Raw genomic sequence first — 25,311 nt, forward strand, 5'->3', positions numbered from 1 at the left:
TGTTAGAAAATACTGTTTATAATAACAGGTGTTTGCGGCAATATGATATTAATTTTCGGGTAGATACATCAACCTACGTTTTACAGGTTAATTAACCGAAAGGCTAAATTATCTTTAAAAATTGAATAATTTTCGGAAAAAAACGTTCAAAACCCACAAATGCGTGATTTCCATCCGATTCTACGGTTTGCCTACACGCGCCAAGATATGAGACAGCTTGACGATAATCAAGTATTTCATCTCCGGTTTGTTGAAGCAACCAAATAAGTTCGGGTGATGTAATTACGGGAATACGTAAGGCAAGTAACTCATCCATATGATGAGGTTCTAATTTATACTTTTGATGTGTATAGGGATTTTCGTTTTCACCCAAGAAATTTTGTAAGAGATCAAAAGGACGAATAGCGGGATTAACAACAACAGCAGGTAAATTAAAACGCTGAGATAACCAGATCGATAAATAGCCACCTAATGATGAGCCAATTAATCCAAGCTTATCATTTGCACTTTCTTTGACTATTGTTTCAATTAATTGAGCCGCTTCTTTAGGATAAGGTGGCAATTGAGGCACTATTAATTCAATTTCAGGATGCGTTGCTTCTAACCATTGCCGAAAAGCTTGGGCTTTAGCGGATTTTGGTGAGCTATTAAAGCCATGTAAGTAAAGAATACGAGACATGACTTAATAGCCATCCGCATCAAGATCAGGACAGAATTCAGTGCCTGATAAACGATATACCTGTGTTTCAACTTTACCTTTTTCATCCGATGAAAGAGACATTTCTAAATAGCGCCAACCTGGAGAAACCGTATCCAAGGTAAAATTTGTGCAATGAGGGCGAAACTGAATACAAGTCGAAGGCGTTGCCAACATACGAATACCATTCCACATTTCATCCATTTCTTGATGAATATGACCACAAAGCATCATTTTCACCTGAGTATGGCCTTTTAAGCGCTCAGATAATTCTTGAGAGTTTCTTAAACTATGTTGATCTAACCATGTACATCCAGAAGGCATAGGATGATGATGTAACAAAATGATCGTATCCCTGTGTTTTTGGCTTTCAAGGCAACGTGTTAGCCAATCTAGCTGACAATCTGATAACTCACCATGAGGAACGCCTTGAATTTGGCTATCTAATAACAGCATTTGCCAACTATCACCAATCAACACTTGTTTTGCCGACAAAATACCTGCCTGATTTAAAGCATCAATCATCGCAGGTTGATAGTCATGATTACCTGGCAACCAAACACAAGGTGGTGTTAGTGTTGCAATACCATCAGCGAAATGCTGATAAGCTTCAAAGGTTTGATCTTGAACTAAATCACCTGTCGCAACAATCAAGTCCACCTCAAGCCCCTGCTCTCTAATTGCATTTAATACCGCATGGTAGCTACGATAGGTATTAATGCCCAGCAGAGTATCCTCCACATTAGCGAAGAGGTGGGTGTCTGTGATCTGTAATATTCTTACGGTGTTTTTGTGTTTCACCGATAATTCAAGCTGGCTTTCCAAAAGGTTTCCTTGTTTCACTCTCATTAGCCGTTATGTTAACGTATTTTCGTAGTAAAGATCTGCCAACCAATACACATTTCAAAAGATTAGTGAGAAATATTCTCGCTTTCAGTCACGTTTTTTTCACTTCATTTTACAATTTAATTCATTTGATATCGTATACTTAGAGATAGTTACTCTACTTGATAATATCGTTAAAAACACCCTTTAACCGTTTATTAATGCATTAAATTACTGACCAACGCTCTCTTAGTGCAATATGATGAAGTTGTAACCATTGCAGAGCAATAACAGATGCTGCATTATCAATAACGCCTTCTTCAACCCAACGATAGGCTTGTTCTCGGCTCACTACATGAACACGAATATCTTCGTTCTCACACGCTAACCCATGAATACCTTTTGCCGTTGTTGCATCAACTTCGCCAACATAGACATGCATTCTTTCACTGGTGCCACCAGGACTAGAAAGATAACTAATAATTGGCTCACATCGCCCAACAATAACGCCCGCTTCTTCTTGGGCTTCGCGCCTAACAACGTCTTCTGGGCTTTCCCCTTGTTCGACCATACCGGCAATCACTTCTAGCAACCAAGGTGTCTCACTGGTTTCATACGCAGGAATACGAATTTGCTCAATTAATACAACTTCATCACGTTTAGGATCATAAGCTAACAAAACCCCCGCATTGCCTCGCTCAAAGACTTCACGTTTAACTTCTTCACTCCATCCACCTTCAAAAAGGCGATGTTTAAAGCGGTACTCAGTCATACGGAAAAAGCCTTTATATAAATCTCTTTGAGAGAGCAATTTCACGTCTTCACGACCGTATAAAAATGGTATATTTTCCCTTTTCTTCATACAATGTTCCTTAAGTTACATTTAAGAGTCTTTTTATTGCTTACGTTTAATACAGATTTAAAGAAATTTGCCAACAATTCATGTAAAGTTAATCTAAAATAAAAGGATATGGCACAAATGGCTACCCCTACTTAGGGAAACAATCTGCTAGAATTATCCCCAATCAAGATTAACAGAGGCAACTCAGCGAAACTGTTGCAACAAGGAATTAAAATGAAAAAACTGCTCTCTCTTTTGGTCACGATGAGTTTGGCAGGATTCAGCACTGCAAGCCAGGCTGAGGATCTGCTTCAAGTTTATCAAAAAGCAAAGGACAGTAACCCTGAGTTACGCAAGTCATTAGCTGAAAGAAATCAAGCTTTTGAAAAAATTAATGAAGCTCGTGGATCATTATTACCACAATTAGGATTAGGTGCATCCGCAGATTATAAAAGCGGCTACCGTGACGCAAGAGATACCGAATCCAATTCTATTGGTGCAAGTTTAACGCTAACTCAAAGTGTGTTTAACATGGCGTTATGGCGCCAATTAAACATTCAAGAAAAAACAGCGGGCATGAGTGATGTCACTTACCAAACAAGTCAGCAAAAGCTGATTTTAGACACTGCTACCGCTTACTTTGATGTTTTACGTGCTATTGATTCATTATCATTTATTGAAGCGCAAAAAGAACAAGTTTACCGCCAGTTAGATCAAACAACTCAACGTTTTAACGTAGGTTTAGTCGCAATTACTGACGTACAAAATGCGCGTGCTAATTATGATAGCGTACTGGCACAAGAAGTAGCGGGTCGAAATCAATTAGATAACGCATTAGAGAAACTGCGCCAAGTTAGTGGTATCTATTATATTAATCTAGCATCACTGAACATCAGCCGTTTTTCAACAACTTCACCAGATTCTATTGAGAAACTGTTAAAAGATGCCGAAGAACGTAACTTAAGTTTATTGAGCGCACGTTTAGGTCAAGATTTAGCTCGCGAAAATATTCGTTTAGCGCAATCAGGTCACTTACCAACTGTAGACTTAAATGCATCAACTGGCGTATCAAATAGCCATAATCATGGTAGTGCATTACCACCAGCAGATGTTAGTAGCCGTAATAGTTACAGTGGTCAAAATAGCATTGGTTTGTCTGTTAGCATCCCTCTGTATACTGGTGGCAGAACAAGCTCACAAGTTGAACAAGCACAATATGGCTTTACAAGTGCAAGCGAACAATTAGAGTCGGTTTATCGCTCTATTGTCCAAATCGCGCGCTCTTCTTATAACAATATTTCTGCATCAATCAGTAGCATCAAAGCGTATCAACAAGTTGTTGTTTCTGCACAAAGTTCATTAGATGCAACTGAAGCGGGTTATCAAGTGGGTACTCGTACTATTGTTGATGTGTTGAATGCCACAACAACGCTTTATGATGCAAAACAGAAATTATCTAACGCACGTTATGACTATTTAATTAACCAATTAAATATTGAATACGCGCGTGGCACATTAAACGAGAATGACTTAATTCAGCTTAATAATGCACTAGGAGAAGAAGTTTCAACTTCACCAGATAACATTATTCGCCCGTTAACAAGCCCTGCTCTTAACGTTGCGCCTTGATCGTGAATTAAGAAATTAATTAGTTTCTTATAATAAAAAACCGCTTTCAGCAATAAACTGATAAGCGGTTTTTTTTATGCTTTCTCTTCACATAAGATATTGTGTTATGAATTAAATTAAGATCTCAACAATATCTATATTCTTGTATTAACAAATACCTTAATCACAATTAGGTTAAAAAGAGAGGATTTACCTAATTTCATTACTCTTAACCTTATAAAGATCACAAATTTCTGGTTATCCTTGATGATTAGGTGTTTCTTATTTATTTTCTAGACTATTTAACCTATCCTAGCTTTTATTTTGAACGTTTTACCTTTTATGGATCTTACCAATATGCCAATGAAACGTACCAAATCGATTAATCGTGATGCTTTTCGTAAAGCATTCCGTCCTTATCGTCTGGCGCCTGTTGCAATCGCCATCACTGCTGTATTCGCGCTTTCAGGATGTGAAGAGAGCGACGAGACAGTTTCACTGTATATGAACGCACAAGAATGTGCTCAAGCGAATCCGTCACAAGCGGCACAGTGTGAAGACTCTTATCGCACTGCATTGCAAGAAGCGCAGCGTACAGCACCTAAATACGCCACATTAGAAGACTGCGTAGCTGAATTCGGTGATGCTCAATGTACTCAAACTGCGTCTATTGATGGACAGCCTGTTAGTACTGAAAATGCCAATAATTTAAACCCAGACAGCTCACAAATGGCACAAGCTAATTCAGGTGGTAGCTTCTTTATGCCATTAATGGCGGGCTATATGATGGGTCGTCTTATGGGTGGTGGCGCACCAGCACAACCACTGTTTAGCTCGCGTAATCCAACAAGCCCTGCAAACGGTAAATTTGTGGATGCAACAGGCCGTAACTATGGTCCTGCGGTTGGTGGTCGTCAAATGAACGTACCAAAAACAGCAATGACGCCAAAACCATCAACAACCTCAACGGTAACTCGAGGTGGCTTCGGTAATACAGTATCAAGACAAGCTGCGGCTCAGCGTACCAGTGCAACGAATAATAACCGTAGCTCAACCGGTTCATCTTCTTACCGTTCAGGTGGCTAATTAACACCATGAAACGCGAAAATATTATTGAACGCCCGGATTGGCGAGAAAAAGCAACGGAATTTGGCTTTAACTTTCATACCATGTATGGCGAGCCTTATTGGTCTGAAGATGCTTATTATCAATTCTCAATGGATGAAGTTGAAACTCTAGAAGAAACCACGGAAGAGCTTCATCAGATGTGCTTACAAGTCGCGGATAAAGTGGCGAACAGTGAAGAGTTGCTAACTCGTTTTCAAATCCCGCGTCACTGCTGGGATTTTGTGCGTGACTCTTGGAAATCATCGCAACCTTCACTCTATTCACGTCTTGATTTAGCCTATGACGGTAAAAGCCCAGCAAAACTGTTAGAAAATAATGCAGATACTCCAACCTCACTGTATGAATCTGCTTTTTTTCAATGGATCTGGCTTGAAGATCAAGTTAAGGCTGGCCGTTTACCGCAAAATGCAGATCAATTTAACAGTATTCAAGAAAAGTTAATTGATCGCTTTGCTGAGCTTCGTGATCAATACGGAATGCGTTATCTGCATATGTCTTGCTGCCAAGACACTGAAGAAGATCGCGGTACAGTTCAATATTTACAAGATTGTGCCGAAGAAGCCCAAGTAACAACTGATTTTGTCTTTATTGAAGATCTGGGTTTAGGTGAGCGTGGTGAATTAACTGATCTGCAAGATCAGATAATCAGCAACATGTTTAAGCTTTACCCTTGGGAATTTATGTTCCGTGAAGACTTCTCAACTAAACTGGCTGATGCTGGTATTCGTTGGTTAGAACCTTCTTGGAAGAGCATTATCTCAAATAAAGCATTATTACCAATGCTTTGGGAAATGTTCCCTAATCACCCTAATCTGCTACCTGCTTATTTCTATGAAGGTAAAGCGCCTGATTCATTATCACGTTATGTTATCAAGCCACTGTTTTCACGCGAAGGTGCAAATATTCGTATTGTTGAAAACGGCAAGGATATCGCTGTCGCAGATGGCCCTTACGGTGAAGAAGGTTTTATTGTCCAAGATTTTCATCCGTTGCCGAAGTTTGGTGATAGCTATACCTTAATTGGCAGCTGGCTGGTTAATGATCAATCTGCGGGTATATGCATCAGAGAAGATAGAGAGCTTATCACACAAGATCTCTCACGCTTCTATCCGCATATTATTTTAGATTGATAGAAATCTTAAAATTATATTGAGCACCTTATTGCTTGTTAGCGGTAAGGTGTTTTTTTATTCAAAATAGCTTTCTATTTTGATGATTTCAATATAAGACTATATTCCAGAGATGATCATATCCATAGCAGACACTATTGCTGTATGGATCTCAGGCCTAACACACAATATAAACAAAATGTTAAGTATATTAATTATATCTATATAGAAAATTGAAAAGGTTAATAACGAGGGAAATATAATGAGTCGATACATTATATTTAATTTAAAAAAGGCCAAATTCCATAAAATGAATTTGGCCTTTTATTTATATCAATAGGTTTTATTGGATGGTTTTATCCAATTTGAAACGTCATCATACTTAGTGATTTATTCACAATATCATTATTCAGCACTGTTGCCTTTTCACCCGCTTGTTTTAAACCTAATAGATACAAAACAGGCAAAAAATGATCGGGAGTGGGATGTGACAATCTCCCTTCTTCTGTTGATAAAATCGTAAATAACGCTTCTGGTACCTTATCGCTTTGTAAACTATTTTCGACTGTCTCATTAAAAGCCAATGCCCAAGGATAAGGTGTCGCATCGCTATTTTGCCAGTCCATCATTCTTAAATTGTGAACGATATTACCGCTACCAATAATTAAGACGCCTTCTTTACGTAATTCAACCAGCTTTTTTCCTAACTCATAATGCCATTGCGCTGATTGGTGTGCATCAATACTTAATTGAACAACAGGAATATTCGCGTTGGGATACATTTTTTCGAGTATCCCCCAACTTCCATGATCTAATCCCCATTGATCCATATCGAGTTTTAATTTAATCGGATCAATAAGATCTTCAATCAGCGCAGCTAAACCTATCGAACCTCGCGCTGGATATTCTATCGCATATAATTCTGCAGGAAATCCATAAAAATCATGAATTGTCTTTGGTTGCGACATTGCCGTTACATAAGTTCCATCGGTATACCAATGGGCAGAAATCACTAAAATCGCTTTAGGTTGAGGAAGTGTTTCCCCTAATTTTGACCAGAGGCGAGTATATGTATTGTCTTCTAATACATTCATTGGGCTACCATGCCCAATAAACAGCGCTGGCATCATTTTTGTGTCCATAATCACCTCTTATGGCTTGTGATCTTATGGCGTTAGCATAGCGCCTTCTTACTTGAAATATAGTCAAAGAAGTATGAAATAGTTATTCAAAAAATATGAAAAAAGCCACCTAAGTTTCCTTAAGTGGCTTGAATAAGTGTGTGTGTGTTTTCAGTGTCGGTTATAACATGTTAATTTCAGCCAGCTTTTTTCTCCTCACGAAGACGATAAGCCACTAAATCTTCAATAGTTAACACAGGCATATTGTGCTTTTTAGCAAAAGTAATCACTTCAGGTGCTCTTGCCATTGTGCCATCGTCATTGGTTAATTCGCATAACACTGCAACTGGTTTAAAACCAGCTAATGTTGCTAAATCAATTGACGCTTCTGTGTGTCCTCCACGAGTCAATACACCACCAGGTTGGCCTCGTAATGGGAATACATGGCCTGGACGATTTAAATCACTTGGTTTTGCATTGTCAGCAGCAGCTGCACGTACTGTGGTTAAACGATCAGATGCTGAAACACCTGTTGTTACACCTTGTGCCGCTTCAATCGTTACTGTAAATGCTGTATGGAAATGACTAGTGTTATTTTCCACCATCATAGGCAAATCAAGTTGCTGGCGGCGTTCTTCTGTAATGCATAAACACACAATGCCACTACCATGACGAATAGACATCGCCATTTGTTCTGTGGTCATCGTTTCTGCTGCGAAAATCATATCGCCTTCATTTTCGCGGTTCTCGTCGTCGAGCACCATCACGCCTTTACCAGCACGAAGGGCTTCAAGAGCAAGTTCAACACGCTCAAATGGATTACCGAATTCGGAAAGTAGCGTCTGATTCATGGTAAAAAAACCTCAATAATTAATGAAAGTTACCAGAACCAGGGCAGTCTTAGGAGTGGATCTCTGCTTAATAAAAAACATAAGCAGAAACAACAGGAATGGATACAATGATCCTACTGATGCTATTTTATTCTCTCCCATCCAGACTTTAACTGTCGGCTCCAGAATCACACTGGATCTGCTGACCTTTGCATTACAATGGCAACACAAAGCGCTCGCGGGCTTTACTTGGATCTTCAAGTATCTACCGCCGGTGGGGACTTTCACCCCGCCCTGAGATTAACGAAGAAACTATACGCTTTAAAATTATAAGAGGCAATCATCAATCCGTGACAATACTTGTTTAATCACATAATCACTTTATGACATACGGTTATTTAACGATTTATAATAAAAAAGTAACAATAATCCTGATATCTAGTTTTATTCCCTCAGCCCTCATATTACACTTAGCCTCAGCTTTCTATTTTATTTGTGAGGACTTCCCATGTTGGACCCGAAAAAACTTGAACAAGTCGCGCGCCAAATCCAAAACGTTCTGCCACAAGGCATCAAAGATTTTGGTGATGATATTGATAAAAAAATCCGCACTGTTCTGCAATCTCAATTAAACAAGTTGGATTTAGTTAATCGCGAAGAGTTTGATGTACAGACTCAAGTCTTATTACGCACTCGTGAAAAACTAACACGCTTAGAACACCGTTTAAATGAGCTAGAAGCTGGTCTAATTGCAAAACCTCAAGCTGAAGTTATCCAAGCTGAAGACGTTGAAATTACAGTAGAAACTCAAGCAGAAAATAAAGCTTAATCTATTTACTTTATTAGTTATTCTCTTTATTAATAAAGCAAAAACCCTGTATCTTACCCAGACACAGGGTTATTTTTTATGTGCTCTATAAATCAATTACTCACTATTTTAGCTCTGGCCAATAGTCTTTATTCGCTTCAATTAAATCATCTAAAATTGCTTTTGCGACGGCCGCACTTGGCACTGTTTTAGACATCGTTATGGCTTGCCACAGTTTCAAATAGGATTTTTCAATCCAGGCTTCTACCACTAATTTTTCAACGGCAACCTGCTGACTCATCATCCCTTTTTGAAATAATGGAATTTTGCCCATGACTAAAGGCTCTGGTCCATGACTTCCGACAATACAGGGGATCTCCACCATTGCTTCAGGATCAAAATTAATAATTGATCCGTTGTTAGGAACGATCAGCAACATTCTTTCTTGGGTATTAAACGCGATAGCCGTTGCAAGATCGACAATGTAAGAAGCATGTTCATCTATTTCAAGATGACCTGCTGATGATTTACCCGCGGCTGTAATGGCTCGACAAGCGCTGAAAACGTTCTTTTCTCTGTGCTCCATCACTTCATTAGCACGCGTATGATGAGGATCAGAATGTGCAACAACATAATCAGGGAACAAATAATACTTCAAATAAGTATTTGGCATAGTTGCTGGATCTAACGCCCAAACATCTTTTGCCTTACCAAAGGTATCGTTCCAACTTGCTTCAACTGGCTCTCCTGCTACTTTAGGAATATACCCATGCTCAGCAACATGTTTACGAATAATAGGCAGTAAATCATTACCTTGTAAATCTTCAACTTGCGTCCACCAGCCAAAGTGATTTAAGCCGTAATAGCGGACACGCATCTCCTTACGTGATTTTAATCCTGCAATTTGCGCCATACGTGACTCAATACCAATTGGCATATCACAAATATTTAAGATTTTTGCATTCGGCTTTAAGCGGCGAGTAGCTTCGGCGACAATGGCTGCTGGGTTAGAATAATTTAACATCCATGCATTAGGTGAATATTTTTCCATATATTCAACCAATTCTAATACGCCCCCAATAGAACGCATACCATAAGCAATACCACCAGGCCCACAGGTTTCTTGCCCTAATACGCCGTGGCGTAAAGGAATTTTTTCATCTTTTTCACGCATTGGATATTTACCAACACGAATATGAGCCATAACAAAATCAACATCCGTGAAGGCAGTTTTAGGATCTGTGGTATAGCAAAATTCAATTTCAGGTGCTTTTTCAGTAAGAATTATTTCACAAGCTTTAGCAATGGTTTCTTGCCTCTCGGCATCATTGTCATAAAATTTGATGGCTCTTAATGGAAAACGTTTTAAATTTTCCAGTAGCATCAAAATAATACCGGGTGTAAATGTACTACCGCCACCTGCAATTACGACTGAGAACTTCTTCATTATATAGCCTCCGACAAGGTGATTTTTTGTGGATCTTCTTTCATAAGTTGTTCAATTTTGTCTCTCACTTGAGAAACGTGTAGCCCGATAATGATTTGCAATGCATGGCCTTTACGCACTACACCATGTACACCGAGCCCTTTAAAATAGGCATCTGTTTCAACTACTTCGTTATCAATCACTTCAATACGTAAACGTGTTGCGCAGTTATTTAAAGATTTGATATTTGCCCCTCCTCCTAAGCCTTCAAGAATGCCTTTAGGAAGTGCGAGTTTGCGATCTTCTTTTGCTGTTTTTGAACTATCCGAAACCTGTGATTTTTTATTTTTATAATCTTGTTTGCTATAGAGCTTGATCTCTTCATCATCTTCTTCACGGCCTGGTGTTTTTAAATTAAGTTTGATAATTAATGTTCTAAACACCACAAACCAAATCATTGTAAAAATCAGACCTATAACTATTTGCGTAATAATCATCCCGTAATGGTTATGAAACATTGGGATCCAATTCATAGGTAGGAAATTATCGATGATCCCTCCGCCCATATTTCCGACAACTCCAAAGTGATAAAGCGTTGTCGCTAATGTGGCGGCTAACACGGCATGAATGGCAAACAATAGCGGAGAGATAAATAAGAATGTGAACTCTAAAGGTTCTGTTATTCCCACAAATACAGCGGTCAATGCAGAGGGTATAAGTAAACCTGCAATTTTGGCTCTATTTTTAGGTGCAGCAGTAAAATAGAGAGCAAGTGCTATACCAATAGAACCAAAGACTTTGCTATTACCATGTAGTGCAAAGCCACCTTCTGGAAATAACGTTTTTAAAGATTCAGTGCTTTGACTGAAATATTGCATATTTTGGGCCCAATCAACTTGAATTCCATGTTCAGTGACTGCTGGGCCAAAAATAAATGGGCCATAAATAAAGTGATGTAAGCCAGTAGGAATTAAAATACGTTCAAGAAAGGTATATATCCAAACACCTAAAGAGCCAGATTCAACCATAAATACTTGCAAAGATTGAATACCAATTTGCACTTTTGGCCAGAAAAATAATGTTATCCACGCTAACGGTAACATAACAAAGAAACTAATTAATACAACATACGAAGTTCCTTGAAATATACCTAAAAAGACAGGGAGCTGTTTATCAAAATAACGATTATGAATACCTGTAACTATACCCGCAATAATAATCGCCCCAATAATACTGGTATCTAATGTTTTAATTCCAGCTATCATTGTTAAGCCACTATTCCCGCCAATTTCATTTGTAAAATCTACGCCGAAATAACTTCCCCAAACTATTCCCATTGCATTAATAAAATAATTCCAAGTGAGAAAACTCACCATTACAGCAAGGCAAGCTCTTGCTTGTGCAGTTTTAGCTAAACCGATTGGTAAGCCAATTGCAAAAATAAGAGGCATATTACGAAAAACAGTCCATCCCCCCTCTTCAATAATATGAACAATTTGGGCAAATAAACTATCGGGTCTTAATAAATCTTCACTAATAAATAATGGATTCTGTAATAAAATGGCAATGCCTACAACAATACCTGCAAATGGAAATAGTAGGACAGGAGTAAACATGGCTCCACCAAATCGTTGTATTTGACTGAGCATAAAAATATCCTCTTATTTACTGCTACTGAAACGATATGCTATTTAATTCATTCTTTTTCTGTAAATTCAGATTAGATTCTTTTCTCTTTATTCTCTCATCTGAAATGAGTTATTCGTGATCTGATTCATACTAATCTTTCAGGCAAAGTGATCTCACTTTTAGTCAAAAAGCAGATCACTTTTTATTTTTTGATAACGTTCACATTTCAGAGGTATAAATGATTATCTTATATATCAAAAAATTATATTCAGATAGATTAAATAAAGAGAGCCGATTTTAAGAATAAAAAGAGGTATAAAAGTGATCTACAAAGACATTGCAAAAAGCCTAAGAATTCAAATAAATTCGGCTGGATACCAAATTGGTGACCCTTTACCAGCAGAAAAATCATTAGCACAACAATACAACGTATCAAGAATGACAATACGTAAAGCAGTGGATTTATTAGTGAACGCAGGATTATTAGAACGAAAACATGGTTCTGGTACTTATATTAAAGAAAAAGATGTTCATCATGAAAATGCTAGCCTAAAAGGTTTTGTCGAACTAATGGCAAATACTGGTCACAATGTAAAAAGTGAAGTCATAGAATTTTGTGTTATTCCCTGCCCTTTATCTATCGCCAGTAAATTACGTATCAACTCAAATGAACGTATTTTTTATTCAAGGCGAATACGTTACGTCGATAATAAACCGCTTATTGTTGAAGACAGTTACATGCCTGTTAAATATTTTCATAATTTAACCTTAACCCATTTAGAAGGTTCTAAATTTGATTTTATTGAAAATATTTGCCAAATAAAAATATCAGGAAGTTATGAAACTTTTCACCCTATTATGCCTGATAGCAATATTTGTCAATTATTAAAAATAGAAACTAACATTCCAATATTAAGACTCAGCACATTATCATATAGCACTCAGGGCGATTATATTAACTATTCAATTATGTATAGAAACACTCAAGATTATATTGTTGAGTATCATTTAAAAAGAGAACAATAACCATTAATAAAAGTATCATTAAAAATTTATAATAGTTGATCCTTTATTATAAAAAAAGCACTCCAAAGAGTGCTTTTCGTCGTTAATTTATGCCATTATTTCTTTTTAATCGCATTAATAATATTCGTTGTAGAAATGCCATCTTCAAAATTCAGCACTTTTACTTCACCGCCTGCAGCCCAAACTTCTTTACTACCCGCGATATCTTCAGGTTTATAATCCCCACCTTTGACTAAAATATCTGGTAAGACAGAGGCAATTAAGCGCTGTGGTGTATCTTCCTCAAACGCAACAACCCAGTCTACTGCACCTAAGGCTCCAAGCACTGTCATACGCTGCTCTAATGGGTTAACAGGACGTGTTTCACCTTTTAATCGCTTAGTCGATGCATCACTATTTACAGCAACAATAAGGCGGTCACCTAATTTACGTGCATTTGCTAAATAACTGACATGGCCTGCGTGAAGAATATCAAAACATCCATTAGTCATCACAATGCGCTCACCGCGCTGACGTGCTAATTCAACTGCCTGTTTTAATTGTTCTTCTTCCATTATACCAAAACCGTTGTCGGCACGACCACGAATGGCATTTTCCAGTTCAATAGGTGATACTGTCGATGTCCCTAATTTACCCACCACAACACCCGCAGCTGCATTTGCAAGGAAACAGGCTTCACTTAAAGGTTTACCTGCAGCTAAAGAGGTTGCTAATACACCTATTACAGTGTCGCCCGCACCAGTAACATCATAAACTTCTTGGGCTTGTGTTGGTAAGTGTAATGGCGCTTCATTCGCTCGAATAAGGCTCATTCCACGTTCAGAACGTGTGATCAGTAAAGCATCAAGCTCTAAATCTCGAACTAATTGAGTACCTTTTTCCACTAGCTCATCATCGTTTTTACAAACGCCGACAACTTGTTCAAATTCTGACATATTTGGCGTTAATAACGTTGCGCCACGATAACGCTCAAAATCACACCCTTTAGGATCGATTAATACTGGAACACCCGCTTTCTTTGCAAGTTGGATCATTTCTTGAACATGAGAAAGTGCGCCTTTCGCGTAATCTGATAAAATCAGTGCGCCAATAGAAGGCAAGGCTTGTTGAATTCGTTCATAGATAGGTTGAGGGTCAACATTGCTAAACCCTTCTTCAAAATCAAGACGGATTAATTGTTGATTACGTGAAAGCACTCGTAATTTTGTAATGGTTGGATGTGTCGCAACAGAGACAAAATCACAGCGTACATTGACCTGATTTAATGTATTACTCAATGCTTTGGCGGCTTCATCAATACCCGTTAAACCCACTAAACGTGAATTAGCACCAAGTGAAGCAATATTCATTGCCACGTTTGCCGCACCACCGGGACGCTCTTCTGTGGTATCTACTTTGACCACTGGCACTGGGGCTTCTGGTGAAATACGGCTTGTGGGGCCATACCAATAGCGGTCTAACATGACGTCACCGACAACCAGTACATTGGCCTTATTAAAATCCGGCAGCGTTACTTTCATCCCATACTCCACATTTATTTTCAAAATAAGCCGAAATAATACCATAACTTGTTAAGCAAAAAGAGACACTCATAAGCGTTCCTGCTAACAAACCCTTATTCTTGCTCACCAAGCCACTTTTGCTTGCTTTTTAATACGTGTTCTCGCTCTACAATAAAACAATTGTTATCGACAATCGCAGGTAACGCTTGTAGTGCAAGATGGTGTAATTCATTACGTAATGTGACATAAGCATGTGTTAAAGCCTGAGCTTCTTCTTCATCCATCACTTGATATTTTGCCATTAACTCAAAAATACGCACATTATCAGACCAACGTGTTAATGCAGGATATTGATGAGAAAAACGCAATACCAAATATTGAGCGATAAATTCAATATCGGTAATACCGCCTGATGAGGTTTTTAAATCAAACTTGTCTGCTTGTGTTGGTGCAAGATGTTGCACCATTTTTTGGCGCATTTCGCGCACTTCATGTTGTAATACATTAGCATCACGAGAAAGGCATAATGTTTCGTGGCGAATACGAGAAAACATCTGTTGTAGTTGCTCATCACCATAAATCATTCTGGCTCTAATTAAGGCTTGATGCTCCCATGTCCATGCTTCATTTTTCTGATATTCATCGAAAGCTTGGATCGTACTTACTAACATTCCTGATTCACCGGAAGGGCGTAAACGCGCATCAACTTCATACAAGACGCCAGAGGAGGTTCGTGTACTAAATAAATGGATAATGCGTTGAGCTAGGCGCAAATAAAACTGACGAGCATCAATCTGTTTTGCTCCAGTTGTCACGATATTCATTGGACAGTCTAATAAAAACACCAAGTCTAAATCTGAGCTATAGCCTAATTCCCATCCCCCTAATTTGCCGTACCCAATCACCGAAAAACCTAGCCCATCACGATTGGCTAAATGTTCAGGCTCACCATAACGCTTCACCATATATGACCAAGCTTGATGAACAACAGCATGAATGATGGCTTCCGCTAGATATGTTAAGTGATCGCTAACTTTCATCACGGGTAATACACCCGTGATGTCTTCCGCAGCAATGCGCAACAGTTGAGCTTGTTTAAATTGGCGCAGTGCTTCTAGTCGTTGTTCTTCATCTTCTTCTGGTACACGTAATAAATATTGACGTAATTCATCACGATACGCATCTAAAGGTAGTGGCTGATAGAGTGAATTAGGATCAAGTAATTCATCTAACAGTAAAGGATGAAGTGCCAACTGTTCTGCTATCATCGGAGATGCTGCACATAATCGTATAACATGAGTGAGAACTTCATCAGACTCTTGCATCAACTCTAAATAGGTTGTACGACTCACAATACTTAATAGTAACGGGGTAACTCGTTGTAACGTAACTAACGTTTGAGGTTGTTGGCAAATCTTAGCCAGTAATTTTGGCATTAATGTATCAAGAACATCTCGCCCTCTCGGCCCTATCGTTCGCTTACCAATATCTTGGCGAAATATCTGTAACGTCTGATTAATCGCATTCAGTGACTCAACCGTAAGTGATTGATGAAGTAATGACGACGTTTCAGGCAAACGCCCAAGTAACCAGAGACGTTTAAACTCAGAGATATCCTCTTCTTCATCATTTTCATCTTCTTCACCAATCAATTGCGTGAAAATAACAGAAACAGCCTGCATTTTGTGGCTAATTTCTTGATAAAGCGTTTCCCAATTATCATATCCCATTGCAAAAGTGAGCCGCGCTTTATCCTCTTCATTATCTGGTAAGGTTTGCGTCTGCTGATCACCAATGGATTGTAATAAGTTTTCTAATCGACGAAGAAAGAGATAGCTTTCAGCTAATTGTGCTGTTTCTTTTTCTGTTAATAATTCAAGCGTTGTGATCGCCTTTAATACTGTTAATAGTGAGTTACTCTGTAGATCAGGCTCTCTGCCACCGCGAATTAACTGAAAAACTTGTGTAATAAATTCAATTTCACGAATGCCACCTGCACCGAGTTTTATGTTATCAATCATGCCACGGCGACGTACTTCACGACTTATCATGGATTTCATATTTCGTAGCGATTGAATAACACTGAAATCAATATAGCGGCGATAAACAAAAGGACGTAGCATTTGACGTAAAACTTGGCAATACGCTTTCTTTTCTGCCCCTAATACGCGCGCTTTGATCATTGCATAGCGCTCCCAGTCTCGCCCTTGCTCTTGGTAATAATCTTCAAGCGCTGCAAAACTCATTACCAAAGGCCCACTTTCGCCAAATGGACGCAATCGCATATCAACACGATAGACGAAGCCATCAATAGTGTGTTGATCCAGTACTTTAATCAGCTTTTGGCCTAATCGTGTAAAAAACTGAGCATTATCAAGCTCTCGACGTCCACCTTGGGTAAATCCATTTTCAGGATAAGCAAAAATTAAGTCGATATCAGAAGAAAAATTAAGTTCAAATCCACCTAATTTCCCCATACCTAAGATCAGAAATGGTTGAGGTTTACCTTCACTATCACAAGGTGTTCCCCATTGTTGGCAACATTGCTGATAAAGCGTGTCTCTTGCGACACAAATTAGGGTTTCAGCCAGTACACTTAAATGTTTTAGCGCACAAGGGATATCGCCTAATTGGAAAAATTGTAACCATGCAATGCGCACTAATTGTTGATGGCGAAATTGACGTAAGATCCGCATAACATCATCTTCATTATTAACATTGGCTAACATTGCTGTTAGTTGAGTTTCATAACTCTGCCATTCGATACCTGTGGGTGGATTCTGCCTGATATCAGTCAACCATTGAGGATTAACTCGAAAATGCTCGGTGGCAAAGGGACTAAATGCAAGAAATTGTTGTTCTTGTTCACTAAAAGGTGCCAGCGCATTAAGTTGAGAAGAAAAACCACACTGTGCTTTATCCCACAATGATTGAAGTACACTGATAACAGACATAAATAGACTCTCACGTTGTCAGGAAATTAAGCAATAGACAGTAACCACGACGTAGAAGATAACTTAAAGTTCAGCCATAAAACGTGATAATAGTCGGTTGCGGTTGTAAATGTTAACGGTGAAATTGCATTGAGTGACTGTTGCATAAATTCAGGCAGATCAGATTGTTTTTTGCACCAATCTGAAAATAACGCCAACATTGCTGGCATAGTAATTGTCGGAGGTGTTGGATTAGCAAAAATAGCTTCTTCTAATGCCTGTATTGCACTTAACCATTTTGTAAGTTGTTGTGCCGTTGTATCACTAGGAGACAGATTCACGACACTCAACGATAACGCAGGTTTATCTTTTGCCAGATAATAACCTCGAGCTGCTTTACTGCGAGAGGCAAGACGTAATCCACCTTTTTCACCTAAATACGTCGCTAATGCAATAACGTCTGACACCTTACCTTTTTTAAGTTCTAGCTCAAACTCTTCAATCGGTAATTCATATTGCTCAGTACGAATAGCGCCTTGATCTAAAACCACTTCTATTTGACTATCTTGATACTCAACAAGCCAGATTTCACGATAAAAATCCGTATGAAATAACACATTAAGCTGGGATTCTAATAAAGCTAGATCCGTTTTTTCTGGCCAGATTTCTGCGGGAAAGCGAGCTAAATCTAATTTAGGTTGTGTTAACTCAACATTATATTCTGGACGTTGATGCAAACCTGCAACAACTTTGCCGGCTGTTTTAATTGTCATTTCATAACTGTCATCAACACCACGAATACGCAGCCCCATATCCCAACGACGAATTTGATTATCTGTCGTCTCAAAGTAAAGATTAGTCAGCTTTTTGGGTGCAGAGTGCTGATGTGGTAGAGTCAGAATGCGCTGAATAATATGAGGAATAGCGGCAGGTATGGCACTCATTTTGAGTTCGGTTTCTAATTGGCTCATTCTATTTCCCTTAAGTAAATCAATTGATTAGTAAAATATTTGACGCATTTTCATTTAGCAAGTGATAGCCTAATAACAATAATGAATAAAAGGCAGATTACCCCTATATTCTACCAGTTAAGACTGTTCTCATTCTGGTTTACTATTTGCTTACGCAAACTTTACTCTTTAGTATCAGTAAAAATATTCTCTTGTATAGATAAAAAAGTTGAAAACATAATGCGAAAATTACCCTTACTTTTTATTTCCTTACTTGGCTTAGGTGTTTCTCTGAGCTCACACGCAGAAACTCGCTATGTTTCCGATGAATTATCCACTTATGTGCATAGTGGACCAGGAAATCAGTACCGAATTGTTGGCTCTTTAAATTCAGGTTCAACAGTGACCGTACTTTCTCGCAATGCGGCAACAGGTTATGTACAAATTAAAGATGATAAAGATCGTACTGTCTGGTTGCCAGAAAACCAACTAAGCGCCCAACCAAGTATGCGTACTCGTATTCCTGCTATGGAAAAAGAGATCCAAACACTACGCGATAAACTAGCGAATATCGACCAAAGCTGGAATCAACGTACTATAGATATGCAAAATAAAGTCTCAAACAGCGATGACATAATCAACGGTTTGAAAAAAGAAAATGAGCAGATGAGAACAAAACTTGCGGTTGCTGAGAAAAAACTCGATTTTGCTAATCAACAGTTAGATGATCGACAACGTGACATCATCTTACAGTGGTTTATGTATGGTGGTGGTGTTGCTGGTGCGGGTCTTATTTTTGGTCTGATCCTTCCGCATATCATTCCTCGTCGCCGTAAACGCAACGATCGTTGGATGAACTAATATTCAGCCAAAAGGAATCATGATCCCGTGAAAATATACCTTGTTGGTGGCGCTGTGCGTGACCAATTATTACAGATACCTGTAAAAGACAGAGATTGGGTTGTTGTTGGCGCAACACCCGATGAACTGTTACAACAAGGCTATCAACAAGTTGGCAAAGATTTTCCCGTTTTTCTTCATCCTGATACACATGAAGAATATGCCCTTGCGCGTACGGAAAGAAAATCGGGTTCTGGCTACACGGGATTTACCTGCTACGCCGCACCGGATGTTACCTTAGAAGATGATTTAGCCCGTCGAGATCTCACCATAAACGCTATTGCTTATTCTGCTAATAGCGAATATATCGATCCTTACCACGGCATAGATGACATCAATGCAAGATTACTTCGCCATGTCTCTGACGCATTTTCAGAAGATCCCTTAAGAGTTTTACGTGTTGCACGATTTGCGGCTCGATTTGCGCCTTTAGGTTTTAGCGTAGCACCAGAAACACTACAGTTAATGAAAGTAATGGCGCAAAGTGGCGAACTAAACGCACTAACGGCAGAACGTGTTTGGAAAGAGACTGAAAAAGCCCTTGAGAGCCATGCTCCTCAGGTTTACTTTGAAGTTTTACGCCAGTGCGGTGCTTTAAAGGTTCTTTTTCCCGAAATTGATGCCTTATTTGGCGTACCGGCCCCTGAAAAATGGCATCCTGAAATTGATACAGGCGTTCACACCATGATGGTGCTTAGTATCGCCAGTCAATTAACAGATGATATTGCTGTGCGTTTTAGTGCCTTATGTCATGATCTAGGAAAAGGAACAACCCCACCTGAAAAATGGCCTCATCATCATGGGCATGGTCCTGCTGGCGTACCTTTAGTTGAAGCATTGTGTCAACGATATCGTATTCCAAATCACATTCGTGATTTAGCTCGCTTAACGGCAAGATTTCACGATCATATCCATCGTATTGATAGAATGCGCCCTTCTAAAATTATCCGCTTATTTGATGCCATTGATGCATGGCGAAAACCTGAACGTGTTGAACAATTAGCGATGGTCAGTGAAGCGGATGCTAGAGGACGTCTAGGGTTAGAAAACCTAGCTTATCCACAACGTTCTTTTCTTTGCCAAGCTTTTGCTATAGCAAATAATGTGGATATAAAGCCAATCATTGAAAGTGGATTAAAGGGCAGCGCAATACGAGAAGCATTAACAAAACAACGAGAAGTCGCGATTATAAAATGGAAATCGCGACTTAATCAGGATAACGAATAATTAAGCTTTACGCTCAATAATCACACCCACACTTGTCGCTTGTGCTACCGCGCCTGGTTTAGCTAATTTTATTTTTACTCTAGGTACAGCAAATTGCGTTATCAAAAGCTGTGCCACTTCTTCTGCGACACGTTCAACCAGCTCAAAACGTCGCGTCTCAACATAATCAATAATTGCACTACTTACACTTGCATAGTCTAAACAATCAGCAACATCATCAGTTTGGGACGCGCGTTTGTTATCCCATTCCATTTCGATATCGAACACTAATTTTTGTTTTATGTTTTTTTCCCAATCATAAACACCGATTGTGGTTATTACTGATAATTGCTCAATAAATACGATATCCATCACGTCATCTCTTATTTTTTCTGCTCATCGGATACCACTTCCGATGAAATATGCGTATTATCCATACATGCCTAACGAACTTACATAAACATTGGAGAATACAAATGAGTGCTAACGCACTTGGAATGATCATCTTCGCCTACTTGTGCGGCTCAATCTCCAGCGCGATATTGATTTGCCGATTGGCAAGATTACCTGATCCAAGAAAATCCGGCTCTGGCAATCCCGGAGCGACCAACGTCCTACGTATTGGTGGAAAAGCGGCCGCTGCGGCAGTTCTTATCTGTGACGTCCTAAAAGGGATGATCCCTGTTTGGCTCGCCTATTACTTAAATGTGCCTCCTTTTTACCTTGGCATTGTTGCCATTGCGGCTTGCCTTGGGCATATCTACCCGGTTTTCTTCCACTTTAAGGGCGGAAAAGGGGTTGCAACAGCCTTTGGTGCTATCGCCGCTATTGGTTGGGATTTAAGTGGTCTTATTGCTGGAACTTGGTTACTCACCGTATTACTCAGTGGCTATTCATCACTTGGCGCCATCATCAGCGCATTGCTCGCCCCTTTTTATGTATGGTGGTTTAAGCCAGAATTCACTTATCCTGTTGCTTTACTATCATGTCTGGTACTTTACCGTCATCATGACAATATTCAACGTTTATGGCGAGGTCAAGAGAGCCGGATCTGGCATAAGTTAAAGAAGAAAACTGAAAAAACAGAAAAAGAAATTATTCAAGAAGCGAAAGAGCAAGAAAAAGAAGACTAATTTCACTCAGTTTTAAAGATAAATGACACAAAAAAGCCACTTCAACAGTGGCTTTTCTTTTACTGATACGTTATTTATTTTCCAGTGCAGGCAATTCTGCCAATGGCCAGCGTGGTCTTACAGTCACACTTAATGGGCCTTCTGTACCACCTTTAAAACGGATCATACCTGCTAATGCGATCATCGCGCCATTATCGGTACATAATTCGGGGCGAGCATAGAAAACCTCACCACCTAATTGTTTCATAACCGCTTCCATTTTGGCTCGTAATGTACGATTTGCACTCACGCCACCGGCCATCACTAAACGTTTAAAGCCCGTCTGTTCTAAAGCTCTACGACATTTTATCGCCAAAGTATCAACAACAGCATCCTCAAAAGCACGAGCGATATCTGCGCGAGTTTGGTCTGAATCATCATTTTGACGAATAGTATTAGCTGCAAAGGTTTTCAAGCCTGAAAAACTAAAATCAAGCCCTGGCCGGTCTGTCATTGGGCGAGGGAAAACAAATCGCCCTTCTGTACCTTGTTGCGCCATTTTTGATAATACAGGTCCCCCCGGGTAATCTAATCCCAGTAACTTAGCCGTTTTATCAAAGGCTTCACCCGCAGCATCATCAATAGATTCACCTAATAAGGAGTATTCACCAATTCCTGTCACACTAATTAATTGTGTATGACCACCTGAAACCAGTAGGGCAACAAAAGGAAATTCAGGCGTTTTTTCTTCAAGCATTGGTGCTAATAAATGGCCTTCCATATGATGAACTGGAATAGCAGGAACATCCCACGCAAAAGCGAGTGAGCGTCCGATAGTCGCTCCCACCAATAATGCACCAACAAGGCCTGGGCCTGCAGTGTAAGCAACAGCATCAATATCTTTTGCCGTTAAATTTGCTTCTTTTAGTGCGGCTTGGATAAGAGGCACTGTTTTACGGATATGATCCCGTGAAGCAAGCTCAGGCACCACACCACCATAATCAGCGTGCAGTTTAATTTGACTATAAAGTTGATTCGCTAATAAACCGGCTTTATCATCATAAATTGCAATACCGGTTTCATCACAAGATGTTTCAATACCTAAAACTCGCATAACGCTTCCAAATTCTTCTTCGCAGACTCGCGTAATAAATCAATTGTACCATTATTTCGGTGATTTTATACGCCTTCGCAACATCTTTTACATACCAGCATGTGACAAATTCCTTTTTCTGGTCTATAATTATTCACCTATTTTAAGTGATTTAAATGTGTGGTTAGCAACTTTCGCTTTTTGTGTACTCACTAAAAAGACACAAAAGTGGGAGTTTGCGTTTCAATTTTGTGCATCTCTTTACAAAGTGCCCTGCTTTGAAGTAAAATTCCGCACCATTTTAAATGTCGGCTGGCTTAAATAATGCCAGCGCAAACCGATTTCTATTGAGGTGAGAGGCACATGCCGGTAATCAAAGTACGTGAAAACGAGCCATTTGACGTTGCTCTTCGTCGTTTCAAACGCTCTTGTGAAAAAGCAGGCGTATTAGCAGAAGTTCGTCGTCGTGAGTTTTATGAAAAACCAACGACTGAACGTAAACGCGCTAAAGCATCAGCAGTAAAACGTCACGCTAAAAAATTAGCTCGCGAAAACGCACGTCGTACTCGTCTGTACTAATATTTTGCGGCTTATACCGCAACATATGCAGACACTGTAGTCGCAGTTAAAGGCCGTGCTTTCTTATGAGAGCGCGGCTTATTCTCGTTCAACAACAGGCGTAAAAGGGCTTATGGCTGGACGAATTCCACGTTCATTTATTAATGATTTACTAGCTCGAACCGATATCATCGATCTTATCGACGCTCGTGTGCCGTTAAAAAAACAAGGCAAAAATCATTCAGCGTGTTGTCCGTTTCATAACGAAAAAACGCCCTCATTCACAGTAAATAGCGACAAACAGTTTTATCACTGTTTTGGTTGCGGCGCGCATGGCAATGCTATTGATTTTTTAATGAACTACGACAGACTCGATTTTGTCGAAACCATTGAAGAGTTAGCAGCAATGCATGGGTTAGAAGTTCCTTATGAATCAGGAACTGGCAGTAGCCCAATTGAACGACATATAAGACAAAATCTCTATCAAGTGATGGAGAAGTTGAACCAATATTATAGTAGTGCTCTCAATAAGTCAGATGCTCAGGAAGCCAGAAATTACCTTGCGCATCGTGGTCTTAGTGAAGATATTATTAGTCGTTTTTCTATTGGGTTTGTTCCTACTGGTTGGGATAATATCCTAAAGCGGTTTGGTCAAAATGCCGATAATAAAGCCCTACTTCTTGAAGCAGGCATGGTAATAACAAACGATAATGGCCGTACTTATGATCGTTTTCGTCAACGCGTCATGTTTCCTATCCGAGATAGACGTGGCCGTGTTATTGCCTTTGGTGGACGTGTTTTAGGTGATGATTTACCTAAATATTTGAACTCACCAGAAACAGAGATATTCCATAAAGGACGTCAACTTTACGGTCTTTATGAAGCACAACAATCTAATAATAACGTTACAAAGCTATTAGTTGTTGAAGGTTATATGGATGTTGTGGCATTAGCGCAGTTTGGTATTGATTATGCCGTTGCCTCATTAGGAACCTCCACGACAGCAGAACATATTCAGTTGCTCTTTAGAACAACGGATAACATTATTTGCTGCTATGATGGAGATAGAGCAGGACGAGATGCCGCTTGGCGAGCACTAGAAACTGCACTTCCTTTTTTAAATGATGGCCGTTCTTTACGTTTTATGTTTTTACCTGAAGGCGATGACCCTGATTCATTGGTACGTCGTGAAGGTAAAGAAGCCTTTGAAAAACGTATGGAACAATCACATTCATTATCAGAATTTCTATTTGATTCGCTCGTTCCTCAGGTGGATCTGAGTACTCAAGAAGGCAATGGTAAGTTATACAGTTTAGCTCGACCATTAATAGATAAGATCCCAAGTGAAACTTTACGTCTATATTTATTAAGAGAACTTGGAAGCTTAACGGGAAATCCCGATATTGAGCAAATGGATCGTTTATTTGGTAGAACAGCGGCGAGCCACGAATTATCGTATCAACCAACGATATTACGTCCAACGCCAATGCGTATATTAATTGCCTTATTGATACAAAACCCAGAATTCTCTAAATTAGTACCCCCTCTTGAGGGGTTAAATACAGAAAAAATTGCAGGTTTGTCACTCTTTAGTGAACTTGTTTCCGTTTGCCAAGCACAACCTGGCCTTAATACAGGACAGATTATCGAACTCTACAGAGAGAATAAATTCGGTAAACAGCTTGAAAAATTGGCAATGTGGAACGATATAGATATAGATGAGATTGCAGAAAAAACCTTTACCGACACGTTAGATCATCTTTTTCTAACCGCAATGGACGAACGTTTAAACGCCCTTATTGCAAAAGAGAGAACAGAAGGCCTAACGCAAGATGAACGCGAAGAAGTCCAATTGATAATACAGGCACGCGTTAAAAAGTAAATACAGAATTAAGATTAAAAACACGGCTTAATTGCCGCTATCGGTAGGTACTAAAAACCTACATTTGCTACGCTGAGGGGACCGTAGCAATCGACAATGAAAATGCCCCTCCGTAGTTATTGTTGGC

At 39.3% G+C, this 25,311-nt stretch carries 22 protein-coding genes and 1 riboswitch; of the genes, 10 read left to right on the forward strand and 12 right to left on the reverse strand.

Going from position 1 to position 25,311, the window contains the following annotated elements; genetic code table 11:
- Positions 1 to 103: 103 nt before the first annotated feature.
- From yqiA to nudF, 3 genes are all read right to left on the reverse strand, one after another.
- Positions 104 to 679 (reverse strand): esterase YqiA, encoded by a 576-nt coding sequence (gene yqiA, locus LW139_RS17165; protein ID WP_109409112.1) that lies wholly within the window; start codon positions 677 to 679, stop codon positions 104 to 106.
- A 3-nt stretch (positions 680 to 682) separates the two neighbouring features.
- Positions 683 to 1,522, reverse strand: a complete 840-nt coding sequence (gene cpdA, locus LW139_RS17170; protein WP_166539577.1) for a 3',5'-cyclic-AMP phosphodiesterase — start codon at positions 1,520 to 1,522, stop codon at positions 683 to 685.
- 226 nt (positions 1,523 to 1,748) lie between these two features.
- Positions 1,749 to 2,384 (reverse strand): ADP-ribose diphosphatase, encoded by a 636-nt coding sequence (gene nudF, locus LW139_RS17175; RefSeq protein WP_166539578.1) that lies wholly within the window; start codon positions 2,382 to 2,384, stop codon positions 1,749 to 1,751.
- A 213-nt stretch (positions 2,385 to 2,597) separates the two neighbouring features.
- Here nudF and tolC point away from each other — a divergent pair, with 213 nt between their 5' ends.
- The 3 genes from tolC (at position 2,598) to LW139_RS17190 (ending at position 6,229) form a co-directional block, all read left to right on the forward strand.
- On the forward strand, positions 2,598 to 3,992 hold the full coding sequence (gene tolC, locus LW139_RS17180) for an outer membrane channel protein TolC (protein WP_166539579.1): 1,395 nt from the start codon (positions 2,598 to 2,600) through the stop codon (positions 3,990 to 3,992).
- Positions 3,993 to 4,328: 336 nt separating this feature from the next.
- Positions 4,329 to 5,057 carry a DUF1190 family protein gene (locus LW139_RS17185; RefSeq protein ID WP_109409115.1) on the forward strand — a complete coding sequence of 243 codons (729 nt, stop codon included), beginning with the start codon at positions 4,329 to 4,331 and terminating at the stop codon, positions 5,055 to 5,057.
- 8 nt (positions 5,058 to 5,065) lie between these two features.
- Complete coding sequence (locus LW139_RS17190) at positions 5,066 to 6,229, forward strand: glutathionylspermidine synthase family protein (protein WP_166539580.1); 1,164 nt, start codon at positions 5,066 to 5,068, stop codon at positions 6,227 to 6,229.
- Positions 6,230 to 6,564: 335 nt separating this feature from the next.
- On the opposite strand, the gene ygiD is transcribed toward LW139_RS17190, so the two are convergent.
- Both ygiD and ribB read right to left on the reverse strand, forming a co-directional pair.
- The gene (ygiD, locus tag LW139_RS17195; RefSeq protein WP_247850295.1) at positions 6,565 to 7,350 is read right to left on the reverse strand and encodes a 4,5-DOPA dioxygenase extradiol; all 786 of its coding nucleotides are present in this window, start codon (positions 7,348 to 7,350) and stop codon (positions 6,565 to 6,567) included.
- Between the two features lie 176 nt (positions 7,351 to 7,526).
- Positions 7,527 to 8,180: a 3,4-dihydroxy-2-butanone-4-phosphate synthase gene (gene ribB, locus LW139_RS17200; protein ID WP_166539582.1), complete on the reverse strand. Its 654-nt coding sequence runs from the start codon at positions 8,178 to 8,180 to the stop codon at positions 7,527 to 7,529.
- Positions 8,181 to 8,305: 125 nt separating this feature from the next.
- Positions 8,306 to 8,465, reverse strand: a riboswitch (FMN riboswitch).
- A 202-nt stretch (positions 8,466 to 8,667) separates the two neighbouring features.
- Between ribB and ubiK the strand changes: the two genes are divergently transcribed.
- Positions 8,668 to 8,988 carry a ubiquinone biosynthesis accessory factor UbiK gene (gene ubiK, locus LW139_RS17205; RefSeq protein WP_227336031.1) on the forward strand — a complete coding sequence of 107 codons (321 nt, stop codon included), beginning with the start codon at positions 8,668 to 8,670 and terminating at the stop codon, positions 8,986 to 8,988.
- A gap of 103 nt (positions 8,989 to 9,091) precedes the next feature.
- Here ubiK and LW139_RS17210 read toward each other — a convergent pair whose 3' ends face one another.
- Positions 9,092 to 10,414: a 6-phospho-alpha-glucosidase gene (locus LW139_RS17210; protein WP_247850296.1), complete on the reverse strand. Its 1,323-nt coding sequence runs from the start codon at positions 10,412 to 10,414 to the stop codon at positions 9,092 to 9,094.
- Positions 10,414 to 12,042: an alpha-glucoside-specific PTS transporter subunit IIBC gene (locus tag LW139_RS17215; protein WP_247850297.1), complete on the reverse strand. Its 1,629-nt coding sequence runs from the start codon at positions 12,040 to 12,042 to the stop codon at positions 10,414 to 10,416. Before LW139_RS17215 ends, LW139_RS17210 begins: the two co-directional genes overlap by 1 nt.
- A 301-nt stretch (positions 12,043 to 12,343) precedes the next feature.
- Between LW139_RS17215 and LW139_RS17220 the strand changes: the two genes are divergently transcribed.
- Positions 12,344 to 13,048: a GntR family transcriptional regulator gene (locus LW139_RS17220; RefSeq protein ID WP_247850298.1), complete on the forward strand. Its 705-nt coding sequence runs from the start codon at positions 12,344 to 12,346 to the stop codon at positions 13,046 to 13,048.
- A gap of 95 nt (positions 13,049 to 13,143) precedes the next feature.
- Here LW139_RS17220 and hldE read toward each other — a convergent pair whose 3' ends face one another.
- The 3 genes from hldE to LW139_RS17235 form a co-directional block, all read right to left on the reverse strand.
- On the reverse strand, positions 13,144 to 14,568 hold the full coding sequence (hldE, locus tag LW139_RS17225; RefSeq protein WP_166539586.1) for a bifunctional D-glycero-beta-D-manno-heptose-7-phosphate kinase/D-glycero-beta-D-manno-heptose 1-phosphate adenylyltransferase HldE: 1,425 nt from the start codon (positions 14,566 to 14,568) through the stop codon (positions 13,144 to 13,146).
- 95 nt (positions 14,569 to 14,663) lie between these two features.
- On the reverse strand, positions 14,664 to 17,504 hold the full coding sequence (glnE, locus tag LW139_RS17230) for a bifunctional [glutamate--ammonia ligase]-adenylyl-L-tyrosine phosphorylase/[glutamate--ammonia-ligase] adenylyltransferase (protein WP_227336034.1): 2,841 nt from the start codon (positions 17,502 to 17,504) through the stop codon (positions 14,664 to 14,666).
- A 26-nt stretch (positions 17,505 to 17,530) separates the two neighbouring features.
- The gene (locus tag LW139_RS17235) at positions 17,531 to 18,454 is read right to left on the reverse strand and encodes an inorganic triphosphatase (protein ID WP_227336035.1); all 924 of its coding nucleotides are present in this window, start codon (positions 18,452 to 18,454) and stop codon (positions 17,531 to 17,533) included.
- 219 nt (positions 18,455 to 18,673) lie between these two features.
- On the opposite strand from LW139_RS17235, the gene LW139_RS17240 reads away from it, so the two are divergent.
- Both LW139_RS17240 and LW139_RS17245 read left to right on the forward strand, forming a co-directional pair.
- Positions 18,674 to 19,294, forward strand: a complete 621-nt coding sequence (locus LW139_RS17240) for a TIGR04211 family SH3 domain-containing protein (RefSeq protein ID WP_072070071.1) — start codon at positions 18,674 to 18,676, stop codon at positions 19,292 to 19,294.
- A gap of 27 nt (positions 19,295 to 19,321) precedes the next feature.
- Positions 19,322 to 20,560, forward strand: coding sequence for a multifunctional CCA addition/repair protein (locus LW139_RS17245; protein ID WP_109409124.1), 1,239 nt, complete (start codon positions 19,322 to 19,324; stop codon positions 20,558 to 20,560).
- On the opposite strand, the gene folB is transcribed toward LW139_RS17245, so the two are convergent.
- Complete coding sequence (gene folB, locus LW139_RS17250) at positions 20,561 to 20,911, reverse strand: bifunctional dihydroneopterin aldolase/7,8-dihydroneopterin epimerase (RefSeq protein ID WP_109409125.1); 351 nt, start codon at positions 20,909 to 20,911, stop codon at positions 20,561 to 20,563.
- Positions 20,912 to 21,015: 104 nt separating this feature from the next.
- Between folB and plsY the strand changes: the two genes are divergently transcribed.
- Positions 21,016 to 21,672, forward strand: coding sequence for a glycerol-3-phosphate 1-O-acyltransferase PlsY (plsY, locus tag LW139_RS17255; protein ID WP_072070074.1), 657 nt, complete (start codon positions 21,016 to 21,018; stop codon positions 21,670 to 21,672).
- 70 nt (positions 21,673 to 21,742) lie between these two features.
- On the opposite strand, the gene tsaD is transcribed toward plsY, so the two are convergent.
- Positions 21,743 to 22,765, reverse strand: a complete 1,023-nt coding sequence (tsaD, locus tag LW139_RS17260; protein WP_166539591.1) for a tRNA (adenosine(37)-N6)-threonylcarbamoyltransferase complex transferase subunit TsaD — start codon at positions 22,763 to 22,765, stop codon at positions 21,743 to 21,745.
- Between the two features lie 342 nt (positions 22,766 to 23,107).
- Between tsaD and rpsU the strand changes: the two genes are divergently transcribed.
- Positions 23,108 to 23,323, forward strand: coding sequence for a 30S ribosomal protein S21 (rpsU, locus tag LW139_RS17265; protein ID WP_001144069.1), 216 nt, complete (start codon positions 23,108 to 23,110; stop codon positions 23,321 to 23,323).
- A 112-nt stretch (positions 23,324 to 23,435) separates the two neighbouring features.
- A complete protein-coding gene (dnaG, locus tag LW139_RS17270; RefSeq protein WP_166539624.1) occupies positions 23,436 to 25,184 on the forward strand; it encodes a DNA primase in 1,749 nt (582 codons plus the stop codon).
- Positions 25,185 to 25,311: the final 127 nt, after the last annotated feature.

The organism is Proteus vulgaris (genome assembly GCF_023100685.1).
GTDB lineage: Bacteria > Pseudomonadota > Gammaproteobacteria > Enterobacterales > Enterobacteriaceae > Proteus.